The sequence below is a fragment of the Terasakiella sp. 4MB5A genome (genome assembly GCF_050058155.1).
In the GTDB taxonomy this organism is placed as follows: domain Bacteria; phylum Pseudomonadota; class Alphaproteobacteria; order Rhodospirillales; family Terasakiellaceae; genus Terasakiella; species Terasakiella halodenitrificans.
Genome location: NZ_CP188815.1, coordinates 3,599,255 through 3,613,291, shown reverse-complemented (window position 1 = coordinate 3,613,291; position 14,037 = coordinate 3,599,255). Strand labels below are relative to the sequence as shown.

Here is a 14,037-nt window from a genome sequence, read left to right as displayed (position 1 = left end):
TTAAGCGCACAGTCAATAAAATGTAATTTTGTAAACTACATTCATGTCAAACTGCCTTATGATGTAGCATGCTTAGTATTGTCATCCCAACCTATAACAGTGCAGCTGGTCTGGAAAAAACACTCCAAACACTGGTGCCGCCACCTTATGCCCGTGAAATTATTGTGGTGGATGGTGGGTCGTGTGACGAAACGGTCGAGATTGCCAGACGTTATGCTGATCAGGTGGTGTCGTGCCCCAAGGGCCGTGGAACGCAGCTTCGTTTTGGGGCGGCGCAGGCATCCGGGGATTGGCTGTTATTTTTACATAGCGATACGGCCCTTCAAGCGGCGTGGGGAAGAGATGTCTGTGCATTTATTGCACAATCGAGCGGTAGCCATCGGGCTGGGTATTTTTCATTTGCTTTGGATGATCAAACGACATCGGCCCGGCGTCTGGAAAAGGTTGTTGCATGGCGTAGCCGTGTGTTGGGTCTGCCTTATGGGGATCAAGGTCTGCTGATTTCTCGTGATCATTATGATCGAATTGGTGGATTTCGTGATATGCCACTGATGGAAGATGTTGATCTTGTTCGTCGGATTGGGAAAAAGCATTTATATCCCTTGTCGAGTTTGGCTGTCACATCGGCTGTGAAATATCAAGAAAATGGCTATGGGCGACGTATGTTAAAAAATGCCGCTTGTTTAAGTCTATATTTCTTGGGATTATCGCCTCATACAATTGTGAAATTATATGAGTAAGCGCGCCTCGTGCAGAAACATTTAATCATCTTTGCCAAGAACCCTCGTATTGGGCGGGTGAAAACCCGGTTGGGGCGCGATATCGGCAGAGTGCCCGCATGGGTTTTTTATCGCCGTATGTTATCGTGCATTACAAAAAGGTTGTCGGCGGACAAAAGCTGGACAACCTGGTTGGCGATCAGCCCCGATGATGAGCCCAGACGGTGTTTCCCTTTTCAACGTGTAAAATGGATGAAACAGGGGAGTGGTGATTTGGGTGCCCGTATGTGGCGACCGACCCAAACATTACCACCGGGGCCATTTATTGTTGTGGGAACTGATATTCCAGATATGCGCGCCGCCCATATTCGAAAAGCTTTTTGTCTGTTGGGACATAAAGATGTTGTGTTCGGTCCATGCGTAGATGGCGGGTTTTGGCTGGTTGGTTTGAAACGCCATGGGGCAAAGGTCAATCCCTATCACAAGAAAGTGCGTTGGTCACATCCGGAAACATTGCAGGATTGTTTGGGAAACCTGAAAACAGCCAAGGTCGGCTTTGTTGATGTTTTAAATGATATTGATACGTTGAACGACCTTGAAAAATGGCAAGACAAAAAACGAGGAGCTTTTTAATGGCATCGGTCAGTTTACCGGATATGCATGGGATGTTTGTTCTCATATTGATGGTCTGCGCGCTCATTTTATTTACTCGCGAGAGGGTTGCGCTTGAAACATCAAGCTTGGCTGTTTTGACAATCCTTCTCGTCGGGTTTGAAGTCTATCCCTATTATGTGGAAGGCGAACGTTTACACGCGATTGACTTCTTCAAAGGGTTTGGGCATGAGGCGTTGATTGCTGTATGTGCGCTGATGATTGTTGGACAGGGTCTTGTACGCACTGGTGCGTTGGAACCATTGGGGCGTTTTTTAGCAAAGGTATGGAATGTCAGTCCGTCGCTATCGCTTCTGCTGACTTTACTGATTAGTGCGGTGTGTAGTGCTTTTGTGAATAATGTGCCGATTGTGGTTTTGTTATTACCGATCTTAATCAGTATTGGGCACCGTACAGGCAAATCGCCGTCGGGTATGTTGATGCCGATGGGATTTGCGACGTTAATCGGCGGGATGAGTACGACAATCGGCACATCAACCAACTTGTTGGTGGTATCAGTCGCCAATGATGTGGGTAATATTCATTTTGGGATGTTCGATTTTGTTGTTCCGGCTGTTATTGCGGGCGGAGTTGCGATTTTGTTTTTGTGGTTGGTTGCCCCGCGTATTTTACCGAAACGCGAAACGCCCCTGGGTGATTTCTCCCCGCGCATTTTTGAAGCGCACTTACATGTGGAAGAAGATGGTTTTGCCGCAGGAAAAACATTTTCCGACGTGCGGGAAAAGTCAGGTAACAAGTTGCAGGTCTTGGAGATTTTGCGTGATGAGGACAAAGTTGTCCGCCCCTTACCGGATGCCCTATTGCGCGCAGGTGATCGTTTGGCGGTACGTGATACACCGGACAATCTGAAAGATTTTGAAGAAGTGTTGGGGATGAGCCTTTATCGTGATGATGATTCCCCTATTGATGAGGATAATCCGTTACGCGCGGAAGGTCAGCAAATTGCGGAAGTTGTTGTCACGCAAGGATCCTCGTTACAGGGTGCGGTTTTATCCGATATTCGTTTTGCTGATCGCTATCAGTTGGTGATTTTGGCCCTGCATAGACCGGGACATAAAACACAGGTTTTGCAAGATGATATTGGCAATATGATCTTGCGCACCGGGGATGTTTTACTGGTTCAGGGCACGCAGGAAAAATTGGCAGAACTGAAAAAAAGCGGGCATGTTTTGGTATTGGATGCCACCAGTGATTTGCCGCGTACAAGCCGTGCACCGATTGCAACAGTGATTATGCTGGGGGTTGTGGCTGCCGCCGCCTTTGGCCTGATGCCGATTGCAATTAGTGCCGTTTGCGGCATTTTATTGATGTTGATAAGCCGTTGCATGACATGGCAGGATGCGGCACACGCGTTGAACACGCGGGTGATTTTGATTGTTGTTGCCAGTTTGGCCTTGGGCAGTGCGTTGTTGCAAACTGGTGGTGCGGATTTCATGGCTAAAGTCTTTTTGGCGCTTAGTGCAGGCAGTTCACCGCCGTTTATTTTGGCAGGTCTGATGTTGGTGATGGCAATATTGACCAATATTGTTTCTAACAACGCGGCGGCAGTTATTGGAACGCCGATTGCAATTAATATTGCCCAACAACTTGGTTTACCTGCGGAACCTTTTATTTTAGCCGTTTTGTTTGGTGCAAATTTGAGTTTTGTCACACCAATGGCTTACAAAACCAATTTGTTGGTGATGAGCGCCGGGGGCTATGAGTTTACAGATTTTGTGCGTGTTGGTTTGCCTTTGACTTTATTGTTATGGGTGATTTTCAGCTTTCTGTTGCCTCAGATGTATGGGTTCTAGGGGCCAGTACGGTCAAGGGAAGACGATCAACACGAATATCAACAGGAAGCATGCCGACATAATCCCCATCAGCCTGAACCGGCAGGGCATTTTTGCTTTCAATACGCACATGCGTGCCTTTGGTGATGGTGACGTCTTTTAAGTAGGGCAGGCGTCCCATTGCCAAGGCCAATCCATAACGCAAAGCGGCCCAAAGCCCCTTTTTATGGAGCATGACCACATGAAAAACAGGTTCTTCCAATGCGGCATTCGGGGATAGGGTGAAGGGACCGCCGTAAAGACGCCCGTTTGTCACGATAACGTTGGCTGTTTCATAACTTGCCCCATCAACGCTGACGTTCAGGTCCAATTCTTTCATGCGTTTGATGGCCTTGAGGGCGGCGACGACATAAGCCGCCCCGCCGATCCGTCTTTTTAAACTGGTTTCCAGTGAGGCAACGGACAATGAGTCGATCCCGACCCCGACCATCATAATAAAGCGCTTATCCCCCATTAATCCGGGATAGACCTGTTTGGGGTGCAATGTTTCCACCATCGCGGCAATTTTGCGCATGGATGTACCAAGGCCCAGTTCCCGGGCAAAGACATTGGCCGTGCCCAATGGCAGGACAAGCAAGGGGCAATCACTTCCCCGCATCCCATTGGCGACTTCGGCGATGGTGCCGTCCCCGCCTGCGGCACAAATAATGTCATAAGGGATTTTATCCGGTTTTCGATTGATGGCTTTATCGGCGCGTTTAATGCCATGTCCAGCATATTTGGTCGGGCTGACTTTGACTTTAGAGGCGTGTTTTCGCAGGGCTTGTAAGGCAATTCGCAACCTTTTGCGGTTTCTACCACCAGCAACCGGATTATGGATAACTTTAATGCGTTGGTCGTGAATGGCCATAGTGGAGTCTACCCCTGCAATAAAAGATTCAAAATGTGGTCACAAAGCTGCAAGCCTTCGCAGGTACAAAAGGTGACAAGAAAGTATTTCGCTTTTAATGCGGTTTTGTTGCCGAAATGGAAAATGTGGCGGGACAGATGGATGCTGGTGTAAATCCGAAAAAATACAGATCGATTTTCATCTCCGATATTCATTTGGGGACGGCAGGATGCAAAGCGGACTATTTGCTGGATTTCCTCAAACAAACAGAGTCGGAAAACTTGTATCTGGTTGGTGATATCGTGGATGGCTGGCGCTTACGCCGGTCTTGGTATTGGCCACAAAGTCATAATGATGTGGTGCAAAAAATCCTGCGGAAAGCGCGTAAAGGCACGAATGTTGTTTTTATCCCCGGCAACCATGATGCGTTTATCCGTCCTTATGTTGAACATGATTTCGGTGATATTCAGGTCCATGATGAAATGGTTCATGAAACAGCAGATGGTAAAAAATTACTGGTCATTCATGGGGATGAATTTGATGTTGTGGTGAAATATGCCAAATGGTTGGCTGTCTTAGGCGATGGTGCTTACGGCTTTGCCTTAAAGATAAATGATTATTTCAACTGGGTCCGGGCGAGATTTGGTTATGGCTACTGGTCGTTATCTGCCTATTTGAAATTCAAGGTCAAAAATGCCGTACAATTTATTGCTGATTTTGAAACGGCCTTGGCAGAAGTTGCTCGCAAGCGAGATATTGACGGCATTGTGTGCGGACATATCCATCACCCGGAAATTCGCGATATTGATGGTGTTTTATATTGCAACGACGGTGATTGGGTAGAGAGTTGTTCCGCCTTGGTTGAACATGCTGACGGGCGTTTGGAAATTATTTATTGGATGGGTCCACCGTCCTATATTAAAAAAGAAATAGAGGAAAAATTATGCGTCTCCTCATCGTCACAGATGCGTGGCTCCCGCAAATCAATGGCGTTGTTAGAACGCATCAGTCCCTTATTAAACATCTTCAAATCCAAGGCATCGACATCCGGTTGATTTCCCCACAGGAATTTCGCACAATTCCTTGCCCGTCTTATCCGGAAATTCGCCTTTCGCTTTTTCCTGCCCGAAAAATGTCCCGTTTGATCCGGGAATTTCGACCCACTGCGATTCATATTTCGACGGAAGGTCCCTTGGGCATAGCCGCCCGTAAATTCTGCGTTCGCTATAAAATCCCTTTCACAACCGCATTTCACACCCGCTTTCCCGAATATGTCGAGGCGCGAACAAACATTCCGGCGCGTTATACCAATCAGATCATGAAATGGTTTCATCGCCCCAGTCAGGCGATAATGACGGCGACGAAATCTTTGCGTGATGAATTACGTGAACAGGGGTTTGAAAATGTCGTGACCTGGACGCGCGGGATCAATACCGATGTGTTTATGCCGCGTGCGGAAAAAATGTTTGACCATCTGGAAGGGCCGATTTTTATGTATGTCGGGCGGGTGGCGATTGAAAAAAATATCGAGGCTTTTCTTGATCTTGACTTACCTGGCAGCAAGGTCGTGGTAGGTGGCGGTCCGCAGTTGGATCAATTGAAAGCCCGCTATCATGATGTGCATTTTACAGGTATGAAAGAAGGTGAAGAGCTGGCGCGGCATTATGCTTCTGCCGATGTCTTTGTTTTTCCCAGTCTAACCGATACGTTCGGCCTTGTGATATTGGAAGCTTTAGCCTGTGGTGTACCGGTGGCGGCTTATCCGGTAACAGGCCCGCGTGATGTGATTGGTCGTGCGCCAGTCGGTTGTCTGGATTATGATTTGCAAAAAGCCTGTCTTGCCGCTTTGGAAATTGACCGTGACGGCTGTCGTGAATATGCGCTGGATTTTTCGTGGGAAACCTGCACGACGATGTTTTTACAAAATCTGGTACTGTTTGATCCTGAAGACTTTAGCTGTTGGACGAAAAGTACACCGGAAATAGTTACCTCAAATCCATTTTAATTCCTACTTTGGATTAGTTTTGAGTTTCAATAAATTAAAAAAACATGTCCCTTTGGTATGAGAAATGCTTTCCTATACTATATGAGTAGTGCTAAATGTAGCGATAGGAAACCACTCTACGCAAAAAAAGGTACCTGTCGTGAAAGTGCTATTGGCTGACGATCATTCCATCGTTCGTACGGCGTTGAAATATGTTCTATCCGAACTTACGCCCGATCTGGTTGTTGTGGAAGCCCGCAACAATAGTGATATTTTTGCTGCTTTGGATAGTAACCCGGATGGGTTTGATCTGGTGATGTTGGACTTGCGCATGCCGGGTATGGACGGAAGCGGACAGGCGATTGGTCGGGTGGTTGAACGGGTTGCCCCGACACCGGTTTGTGTCTTTACCGTTTCGGAAGACCCAGATGAAATGCGCGCCGTGCTGGCTGCGGGTGTGCGCGCCTATATCCCTAAAACAACAGATGATGGGTTGATTGCCACAATCTTGAAACTTGTCTTATCTGGTGGGTCGTACGTGCCACCGGTTTTAGGGGGATTGACAACAGAGCGTCACAGTAATGAGGCTGAGGATCAGGGCCTAAAGGGGCGTTTGCTGACAAAGGAAATTTTCCCCGACCTGACCCGACGTCAACGTGAAGTTCTTGCCCTGTTGGCAGAAGGTCTTTCCAATCAGGAAATCGGCGAACGGTTAGATTTGAACTTAAGTACCGTTAAAAGCCATGTCACGGCAATTTTGCGTGCACTTGATGTAGAAAACCGTACCCAAGCGGTTTTGAAATTCCAAAGTGTTGTCGGCAAATAAGCCTTCGTTTTACCGACAACACAGATCTATCTTTTTTATTAGCCTTCGATAACCATAAGCTTGTCAATTTCGCAAATGTCAAACAAGTGACGCACTTGTGGGTTTGGGTTTATCAAGGTGACGTTATGTTGTTCGCCGGTTAGTTCATTGGCAATAATTAACAGACCAAGCCCGGAACTGTCGATCATATCAACGTTGGTTAAGTCAAACGTAATATGCTTGGGCGGGGTTTTCTTTAATTCGAACACAAGGCTTTGTAATTCCTCGAATTTTCCGAAAACCAATTTGCCATCAAGGATAAAGGACAAACGGGTTTGGGCGGCATCCATCCATTTTTGTTGAAAGTCCATCGCAGGTTCCTTAGCTTTGTTATCATTTTAGCTATCTAATATTCTGTAGACTAAAACTGCTCGGGCGGAAAAACAACTGCAAATTTAGAACCTCTGCCAACAATCGAACTGCATGAGATTTCAAGCTTTAATAAATAGGCCAGACGTTTGACGATAGCGAGCCCCAGTCCAATGCCTTCGCTTCGATCTCGTTCAGGGTCGTCTAATTGTGAAAATTCGGTAAAAATATTTTCCATTCCCTCGCTTGGTATCCCGTATCCTGTATCCCACACTTCAATGCATAGCCCGTCTTTGGTTGTGCGACAGCCGAGAAGAATCCGTCCTTCTTTGGTATAGCGAACAGCGTTGGAGAGAAAATTGCGTAAAATTCGTTCCAGTAATAAGGGGTCCGTATAAAGGACTTTTTGTGAAGGAACGACACGAAACTCCAATCCTTTGTTTTGGGCAAGGGCGCGATATTGGCGAGTGAGTTGATCAAGCAGGGGTTGAACTTCGAATGTACAAGGGTTGGGTTGAATGACCCCGGCTTCCAGTTTTGACAGAGACAGGATCGAGTCGAGCAGGCTGCGCATGGAACGTTGGGCATCATGCATGTCTTTCATGATGGCGGCGCTACGTTCATCCGGCATGCGGCGTTCCAACATGCCGGAAAACATGCCGATGGCTTCTAATGGTTGCTTGAGATCATGGCCGGCTGCCGCCAAAAACTTGGATTTGGCTTCGTTTGCCTGTTCTGCAGATTTACGGGCTTCTTCCAATTGCTGTGTGCGTTGGGCAACAAATGGAGAGAGAAGGCCCTGATCCGTCTCATTTGTGTGGAAACATGGCGGACCATCGGGCGGAAAATGAAAAAGGCTTCGATACTTAAAATCAAAAGGGTGAGTGTCAGGAAAATGGCTTCCAGAAGTTTGAGAAAATCAAAAGCTTTCTCCCCTTCTTCCTGATAAAATTTCACCATTGAGTCAAGGGCATGAACCAATTCTCCGGGGGCGACTTCCAATACGTATTGAACGGACGGGTGTTCGGGTGTCAGTGTTTTCCCATCCATTTCAATAATATCATGCAGGACTTTGATGTAACCGCGCATTTGGGCGTTTAGAGGATAGGCTCCTTTAAAATAGCGTTGTCGGGCTTCAGGTGTCATGTCGATGGACATGTTGATGGCATTGGCGCGCCCTGTCAGGGCAAGATGAGCCTGTTCCAGCTGCATGGTGGATTGTCGTAAACTTTTCCGAAATTTTTCCTGTTGTTCGCTGTCACGTGCCGAAGCCAATTGCGCCACAAAAAGGGCGGTGCGTTGTGACAGCATGCGCTGACGCCCTGAAATATTGACGACAGAGAGGGTGCTTTTGTGTTCTGCAATCAATAAGCCAACGGTGCCAAAGGCGGATGTGGCAAGAATCGCAATGGCAACAAGCGCGAAAAGATAGCGCTTTGTCATCCATAAACCGGGGTTTTCTTCGTCGGGTTTTGTTAATCTGCTCATGGATTTCTTATACGTTACGATTGGAATAATTCCTAGGTTTTTTGAAGGGTTATTACCTTTAATGCGTTATAAAACTTAATGTAATAACTCTAATGTACCATAACTTAAGTACCTGATTTTCTTGCCTTTGAGTCTGAATTGTGGTACCACTTTTTGCATCCAAAGTATGAATTTTGGGTAATGGGAGGGGGTCCCATGAAAGATGTAGTTTCGAGACGAACACTTTTGTTCGGACGTTCTGGTTTGACCGGTCGGGAGGATGTTATCCGTCCGCCTTGGTCTGTGTCAGGTGATGCGTTCGCAAAAAAATGCACTGGCTGCGGCGAGTGTGTGCGTGCTTGTCCTGAAGGTATATTGACAATCGACAATACAAAGCTTGCTGAAGTGGATTTCTCGAAAGGGGAATGCACTTTTTGTCGTGACTGTGTTGTTGTTTGTAGCGATGGGGCACTGGTTGTTTTAGATCCGGAAACCCCCTGGTCGCTGAACATTTCAATTGAGGGGAAATGTTTAGCGATGAAGGGGATTGAATGTCGGGCTTGCGACGATCAATGCGAACCCCGTGCCATTTTTTTCAGACCGACGCCGGGTAGTGTGGCGTCTTTGCATTTGGATAAAGATCTTTGTACGGGCTGTGGTGCCTGTATTGCGTCTTGTCCGGCCGATGCGATCACACTGATGCCTGCGTCTTATAAAGAGGGGGCAAATTGATTTGAAGGTAAACAGTCGTTTTTTATCTGAAGACCAAGAACTTGCCACGGTGCCGGGCGCTCTGCCTTCACCGGAAAAGCCGTTTAATGTTTGCGGATTGCTTGCTCATGTGGCCGAAGGCCAAATGGCGGCAGTACGTGCTGCATTGGACGAACTGGACGGCGTGGAAGTTCATGCCGAAACAGAAGATGGCCGTTTGGTCATCACCATCGAAGATACCGAGGATTGTTTGGCGGCGGAAATGATCACGAAAGTGGATCGCACTCCCGGCGTTATGAACAGTTCGCTCGTTTATCACCAATTTGAATCACAAGACTCGCTTGAAACGGAGGGGGTTTCCTCATGAAACTGACCAGGCGCGAATTTATGAAGGCCAATGCTGCTGCAGCGACTGCTGCCGTGGCCGGCATTTCTCTACCCGCCAAAACTGCCGAAGCCGCTATGCCCAATACAATTCGTTGGGATAAAGGGGCATGTCGTTTTTGTGGTACAGGCTGTGGTGTTCTTATCGGAACACGTGAAGGCCGTATCGTTGCGACACAGGGTGACCCGGATGCACCGGTGAACAAAGGTTTGAACTGTATTAAGGGCTATTTCCTGTCCAAAATTATGTACGGTAAAGACCGTCTGACTCAGCCTTTGCTGCGTAAGACAAATGGCAAATTTGACAAAAACGGCGACTTCGAACCTGTAAGCTGGGACGAAGCTTTCGACATCATGGCTGAAAAATGGAAAGAAGCCCTGAAAAAGAAAGGCCCGACTTCTGTCGGGATGTTCGGTTCCGGTCAATGGACGATTTTTGAAGGTTATGCCGCTTCCAAATTGATGAAAGCGGGTTTCCGTTCAAACAACCTTGACCCCAATGCCCGTCACTGTATGGCGTCTGCCGTTGGTGCGTTTATGCGTCACTTCGGTATTGACGAGCCGATGGGCTGTTATGATGATTTGGAACATGCCGACACATTCGTCCTTTGGGGTGCGAATATGGCGGAAATGCACCCGATCTTGTGGTCACGTTTGACCAATACCCGTCTGACGAAGCCGGGTTGTGAAGTGCATGTGTTATCTACTTACGAACATCGTTGTTTCGAGTTGGCTGATAACGGTATGGTGTTTACACCGCAAACCGATTTGGCAATTCTGAACTACATTGCGAACTATATCATTGAAAACAAAGCTTATAATGAAGATTTCATTAATAAGCATGTAAACTTCAATGCGACAACCGAAGATATTGGTTACGGTCTGCGCCCTGAACATCCGCTGGAAAAAGCAGCGGCCAATCCGGGCAAAGGTAAATTCAACAAAATTTCTTTTGAAGAATATGCCCAGTCTGTTGCTAAATATACATTGGATTATGCTTCTGAATTGTCTGGTGTGCCGAAGAACCAATTGGTTCAACTGGCTCAAGCATATGCAGATCCGAACCGTAAAGTGGCGTCTTATTGGACAATGGGCTTTAACCAGCACACCCGTGGTGTTTGGGTCAACGGCCTGCTTTATAACGTCCACCTGTTGATGGGTAAAATCTCAGAACCTGGCAACAGTCCGTTCTCATTGACAGGTCAGCCGTCAGCTTGTGGGACAGCCCGTGAAGTCGGGACGTTCGCACACCGTTTGCCTGCTGATTTGGTCGTTATGAATGAAAAGCACCGCGCGTTTTCCGAAAAAATCTGGAAACTGCCGGAAGGCACCATTCCGGGCAAACCGGGTTATCACGCTGTGTTGCAGCACCGTATGTTGAAAGATGGTAAGCTGAATGCTTACTGGGTACAATGTACCAACAACATGCAAGCCTCACCGAACATGAACGAAGAAAGTTATCCGGGTTATCGTAACCCTGAAAACTTTATCGCCGTGTCCGATCCTTATCCGACCGTAACGGCGTTGGCAGCTGATTTGATTTTGCCGACAGCCATGTGGATGGAAAAAGAAGGGGCTTACGGGAACGCAGAACGTCGTACCCAGTTCTGGCGCCAACAGGTTGCTGCACCGGGTGAATCCCGATCTGATTTGTGGCAGGTGATGGAATTCGCCAAACGTTTCAAAATTGAAGAAGTTTGGCCGGAAGATCTGCTGGCAAAAATGCCGGAATATCGTGGTAAAACCATGTACGAAGTTTTGTACGAAAATGGTCAAGTCAACCAGTTCCCGGTTGAAAAAGTCACAGACCATGCCGGTAATATTTATGAGAACCAAGAGTCTGAGGATTTCGGTTATTACGTTCAAAAAGGTCTTTTTGAAGAATACCGTTTGTTTAACTCTGCTGCTGGCATCCTCAAAAAAGGCCATGAAATGGCACCGTTTGAAATGTATCACCGTGCCCGTGGGATCCGCTGGCCTGTGATCGACGGCAAAGAAACATTGTGGCGTTTCCGTGAAGGGTACGATCCGCATGTGAAGGCTGGCGAGGGTGTGAATTTCTATGGTAAGCCAGACGGCAAAGCCAATATCATCTTTGCTCCGTTTGAACCTGCTGCGGAAAGCCCGGATCAAGAATTTGATCTTTGGCTTTGTACTGGTCGTGTTCTGGAACATTGGCATTCCGGTTCTATGACGCGTCGTGTGCCTGAATTGCACCGTGCGTTCCCGTCTGCTGTTGTGTTCATGCATCCGGCAGATGCCAAGAAACGCGGCGTACGCCGTGGTCAAGAAGTCAAAGTCTCCTCGCGTCGTGGTGAAATTCAGGTTCGTGTGGAAACACGTGGCCGTAACCGCGTGCCGGAAGGCCTCGTCTTCATTCCGTGGTTTGATGAAAGTGCACTTGTGAACAAGTTAACTTTGGATGCAACTGATCCGCTGTCCAAAGAAACAGACTTCAAAAAATGCGCTTGTAAAATCGAGAAAGCTTAAACGTTAACAGTCCTCCTTTGAAGGGGGGTGAGAGCCATGGCAGAGAAAACACCTAATAAGAAAAATAAGGTCTCGAGAAGGGACTTCTTAGGGGATGCCGCCAAAGGGGTATGTGGTGCCGGACTGTTTGGTCTGGCCCTCGGCTCAGTGGTTGCAGAAGCCGAAGGTAAGCTTCCTGCCGACGCTATCCGTCCACCGGGTGCGAAGGCAGAAGCGGACTTCCTGTCGGCTTGTGTTCGCTGTGGTTTGTGTGTAAGGGATTGCCCTTACGACACGTTGAATTTGGCCGATATGGGCAGTTCTGTGGTGAGTGGCACACCGCTGTTTGTTGCACGCACAATTCCTTGTGAAATGTGTGACGACATACCGTGCGTTGTCGCTTGTCCCACAGGTGCCTTGGACAAATCACTGACCAATATTGACGATGCCAAAATGGGTATTGCCGTGTTGGTTGGTCATGAGACTTGTCTCAACTTTCAGGGGTTGCGCTGTGACGTGTGTTACCGTGTCTGCCCCCTGATTGATGAGGCAATTACACTGGAACGTTCCGCTAACGAACGAACCGGGAAACACGCAATTTTCATCCCGACCGTACATAGTGATAAATGTACTGGTTGCGGCAAATGCGAACATGCGTGCGTATTGGAAAAGACGGCTATCCGTGTTTTACCCGAACGCATCGCATTGGGCGAACTGGGTGCCCATTATCGCTGGGGCTGGGTTGAAAAAGGCAATAAGGGCGAGTCTCTCATTGAGGGACAAGGGATTATCGATCTCCCTGATCGAGGTTACAATCCTGAACCGTCCGGTTTCCCGGAGAAATCGGCAACCGGCGGCTATAAGGGGTTTAAGCCATGAGCAAAATGCAAAATCCCGGTGCAGCCGCCGTTGAACAAAAAGGCTGGTTAGCCGCGAATAAGTGGTTAATCCTGAGACGGTTGTCTCAAATCCTGTTCATTGCCGTTTTCCTTGTCGGTCCGTTGACGGGCTTCTGGCTGGTGAAGGGAACTTTGGCGTCAAGCATGACTTTGGATGTCTTGCCGCTGACGGATCCGTTCATCTTCTTGCAGTCCCTTGTGACAGGGCATGTCATGGAAACAAACGCCATTATTGGCGCTGTGATTGTCGCTGCTGCCTACTTTTTACTGGGTGGTCGTGTCTTTTGTTCCTGGGTGTGTCCCGTCAATATCATTTCTGATACGGCCAGTTGGTTACGTCGGAAATTGGGATGGAAAAAAACAGGTGTCCGTCTGGACCGTTCAACAGCGTTGTGGACCATGGGGGCTGTGTTTGTCACATCGGCCCTGACCGGAACCATTGCGTGGGAATTTGTCAATCCGGTGACGATGTTACATCGTGCCATCGTGTTTGGTGCATTCGCATCTGTTGGACTTGTTTCAGGGGCCTTGTTTTTGATCGAACTCGTTGGGGGGGACCGCATTTGGTGTTCCCGCTTATGTCCGGTCGGCGCTTTTTATGGATTGCTGGGGAAAGTCAGTGTCCTGAAAGTCAGCGCTTCCAAACGCAAGGCTTGTAACGACTGTATGGACTGTTATGCCGTCTGTCCGGAGGCTCATGTCATTTCGCCCGCGCTTAAAGGGGAAAAGGACAATCGGGGCCCGATTATCCTGTCTGGTGATTGCACAAATTGTGGTCGCTGTCTGGATGTCTGCTCTGAAGACGTTTTTGAATTTTCGCTTCGAACTAGAAATAAATTGGATGATGTCCGCCCGAATGAGGGGAGTGCCGAGGACGGCACCCAACGGGCGGCATGA

General features: G+C 48.0%; 15 protein-coding genes. 11 read left to right on the top strand and 4 right to left on the bottom strand.

Features of this window, described 5'->3' with window-relative positions:
• Positions 1-68: 68 nt before the first annotated feature.
• From ACI0FF_RS17215 to ACI0FF_RS17205, 3 genes are read left to right on the top strand one after another with little or no spacing between them, the layout of a single operon-like run.
• The gene (locus ACI0FF_RS17215; protein ID WP_419797982.1) at positions 69-740 is read left to right on the top strand and encodes a TIGR04283 family arsenosugar biosynthesis glycosyltransferase; all 672 of its coding nucleotides are present in this window, start codon (positions 69-71) and stop codon (positions 738-740) included.
• A 9-nt stretch (positions 741-749) separates the two neighbouring features.
• The gene (locus tag ACI0FF_RS17210) at positions 750-1,352 is read left to right on the top strand and encodes a TIGR04282 family arsenosugar biosynthesis glycosyltransferase (protein ID WP_419797981.1); all 603 of its coding nucleotides are present in this window, start codon (positions 750-752) and stop codon (positions 1,350-1,352) included.
• Positions 1,352-3,184, top strand: coding sequence for an SLC13 family permease (locus ACI0FF_RS17205; protein WP_419797980.1), 1,833 nt, complete (start codon positions 1,352-1,354; stop codon positions 3,182-3,184). Before ACI0FF_RS17210 ends, ACI0FF_RS17205 begins: the two co-directional genes overlap by 1 nt.
• Here ACI0FF_RS17205 and ACI0FF_RS17200 read toward each other — a convergent pair.
• Positions 3,150-4,073 carry a diacylglycerol/lipid kinase family protein gene (locus tag ACI0FF_RS17200; protein WP_419797979.1) on the bottom strand — a complete coding sequence of 308 codons (924 nt, stop codon included), beginning with the start codon at positions 4,071-4,073 and terminating at the stop codon, positions 3,150-3,152. The genes ACI0FF_RS17205 and ACI0FF_RS17200 overlap by 35 nt on opposite strands.
• Positions 4,074-4,210: 137 nt before the next feature.
• On the opposite strand from ACI0FF_RS17200, the gene ACI0FF_RS17195 reads away from it, so the two are divergent.
• The 3 genes from ACI0FF_RS17195 (at position 4,211) to ACI0FF_RS17185 (ending at position 6,862) form a co-directional block, all read left to right on the top strand.
• Entirely contained in the window at positions 4,211-5,107 is an 897-nt protein-coding gene (locus ACI0FF_RS17195; RefSeq protein ID WP_419797978.1) for a UDP-2,3-diacylglucosamine diphosphatase, read from the top strand.
• Positions 4,996-6,057, top strand: coding sequence for a glycosyltransferase family 4 protein (locus ACI0FF_RS17190; protein ID WP_419797977.1), 1,062 nt, complete (start codon positions 4,996-4,998; stop codon positions 6,055-6,057). Before ACI0FF_RS17195 ends, ACI0FF_RS17190 begins: the two co-directional genes overlap by 112 nt.
• Positions 6,058-6,196: 139 nt before the next feature.
• On the top strand, positions 6,197-6,862 hold the full coding sequence (locus ACI0FF_RS17185) for a response regulator (RefSeq protein WP_419797976.1): 666 nt from the start codon (positions 6,197-6,199) through the stop codon (positions 6,860-6,862).
• A gap of 38 nt (positions 6,863-6,900) precedes the next feature.
• Here ACI0FF_RS17185 and ACI0FF_RS17180 read toward each other — a convergent pair whose 3' ends face one another.
• From ACI0FF_RS17180 to ACI0FF_RS17170, 3 genes are read right to left on the bottom strand one after another with little or no spacing between them, the layout of a single operon-like run.
• Entirely contained in the window at positions 6,901-7,212 is a 312-nt protein-coding gene (locus tag ACI0FF_RS17180) for an STAS domain-containing protein (RefSeq protein ID WP_419797975.1), read from the bottom strand.
• A 50-nt stretch (positions 7,213-7,262) separates the two neighbouring features.
• Complete coding sequence (locus ACI0FF_RS17175) at positions 7,263-7,916, bottom strand: sensor histidine kinase (protein WP_419799719.1); 654 nt, start codon at positions 7,914-7,916, stop codon at positions 7,263-7,265.
• Positions 7,880-8,698, bottom strand: a complete 819-nt coding sequence (locus ACI0FF_RS17170) for a type IV pili methyl-accepting chemotaxis transducer N-terminal domain-containing protein (RefSeq protein WP_419797974.1) — start codon at positions 8,696-8,698, stop codon at positions 7,880-7,882. The genes ACI0FF_RS17175 and ACI0FF_RS17170 overlap by 37 nt, the downstream gene beginning before the upstream one ends.
• 195 nt (positions 8,699-8,893) lie before the next feature.
• Between ACI0FF_RS17170 and napF the strand changes: the two genes are divergently transcribed.
• From napF to napH, 5 genes are read left to right on the top strand one after another with little or no spacing between them, the layout of a single operon-like run.
• Positions 8,894-9,409, top strand: a complete 516-nt coding sequence (napF, locus tag ACI0FF_RS17165; RefSeq protein ID WP_419797973.1) for a ferredoxin-type protein NapF — start codon at positions 8,894-8,896, stop codon at positions 9,407-9,409.
• Between the two features lies 1 nt (position 9,410).
• A complete protein-coding gene (locus ACI0FF_RS17160; protein ID WP_417822166.1) occupies positions 9,411-9,755 on the top strand; it encodes a chaperone NapD in 345 nt (114 codons plus the stop codon).
• The gene (gene napA / locus ACI0FF_RS17155; protein ID WP_419797972.1) at positions 9,752-12,262 is read left to right on the top strand and encodes a nitrate reductase catalytic subunit NapA; all 2,511 of its coding nucleotides are present in this window, start codon (positions 9,752-9,754) and stop codon (positions 12,260-12,262) included. The genes ACI0FF_RS17160 and napA overlap by 4 nt, the downstream gene beginning before the upstream one ends.
• Before the next feature lie 36 nt (positions 12,263-12,298).
• Positions 12,299-13,120, top strand: coding sequence for a ferredoxin-type protein NapG (gene napG / locus ACI0FF_RS17150; protein WP_419797971.1), 822 nt, complete (start codon positions 12,299-12,301; stop codon positions 13,118-13,120).
• Entirely contained in the window at positions 13,117-14,037 is a 921-nt protein-coding gene (gene napH / locus ACI0FF_RS17145) for a quinol dehydrogenase ferredoxin subunit NapH (RefSeq protein WP_419797970.1), read from the top strand. The genes napG and napH overlap by 4 nt, the downstream gene beginning before the upstream one ends.

Excerpts from the sequence above, each read along its gene's own strand:
- ACI0FF_RS17215 (WP_419797982.1), top strand. The coding sequence starts at position 69 with ATGCTTAGTATTGTCATCCCAACCTATAACAGTGCAGCTGGTCTGGAA.
- ACI0FF_RS17205 (WP_419797980.1), top strand. The coding sequence starts at position 1,352 with ATGGCATCGGTCAGTTTACCGGATATGCATGGGATGTTTGTTCTCATA.
- ACI0FF_RS17200 (WP_419797979.1), bottom strand. The coding sequence starts at position 4,073 with ATGGCCATTCACGACCAACGCATTAAAGTTATCCATAATCCGGTTGCT.
- ACI0FF_RS17195 (WP_419797978.1), top strand. The coding sequence starts at position 4,211 with ATGGATGCTGGTGTAAATCCGAAAAAATACAGATCGATTTTCATCTCC.
- ACI0FF_RS17190 (WP_419797977.1), top strand. The coding sequence starts at position 4,996 with ATGCGTCTCCTCATCGTCACAGATGCGTGGCTCCCGCAAATCAATGGC.
- ACI0FF_RS17180 (WP_419797975.1), bottom strand. The coding sequence starts at position 7,212 with ATGGACTTTCAACAAAAATGGATGGATGCCGCCCAAACCCGTTTGTCC.
- ACI0FF_RS17170 (WP_419797974.1), bottom strand. The coding sequence starts at position 8,698 with ATGAGCAGATTAACAAAACCCGACGAAGAAAACCCCGGTTTATGGATG.
- napF (WP_419797973.1), top strand. The coding sequence starts at position 8,894 with ATGAAAGATGTAGTTTCGAGACGAACACTTTTGTTCGGACGTTCTGGT.
- napA (WP_419797972.1), top strand. The coding sequence starts at position 9,752 with ATGAAACTGACCAGGCGCGAATTTATGAAGGCCAATGCTGCTGCAGCG.
- napG (WP_419797971.1), top strand. The coding sequence starts at position 12,299 with ATGGCAGAGAAAACACCTAATAAGAAAAATAAGGTCTCGAGAAGGGAC.
- napH (WP_419797970.1), top strand. The coding sequence starts at position 13,117 with ATGAGCAAAATGCAAAATCCCGGTGCAGCCGCCGTTGAACAAAAAGGC.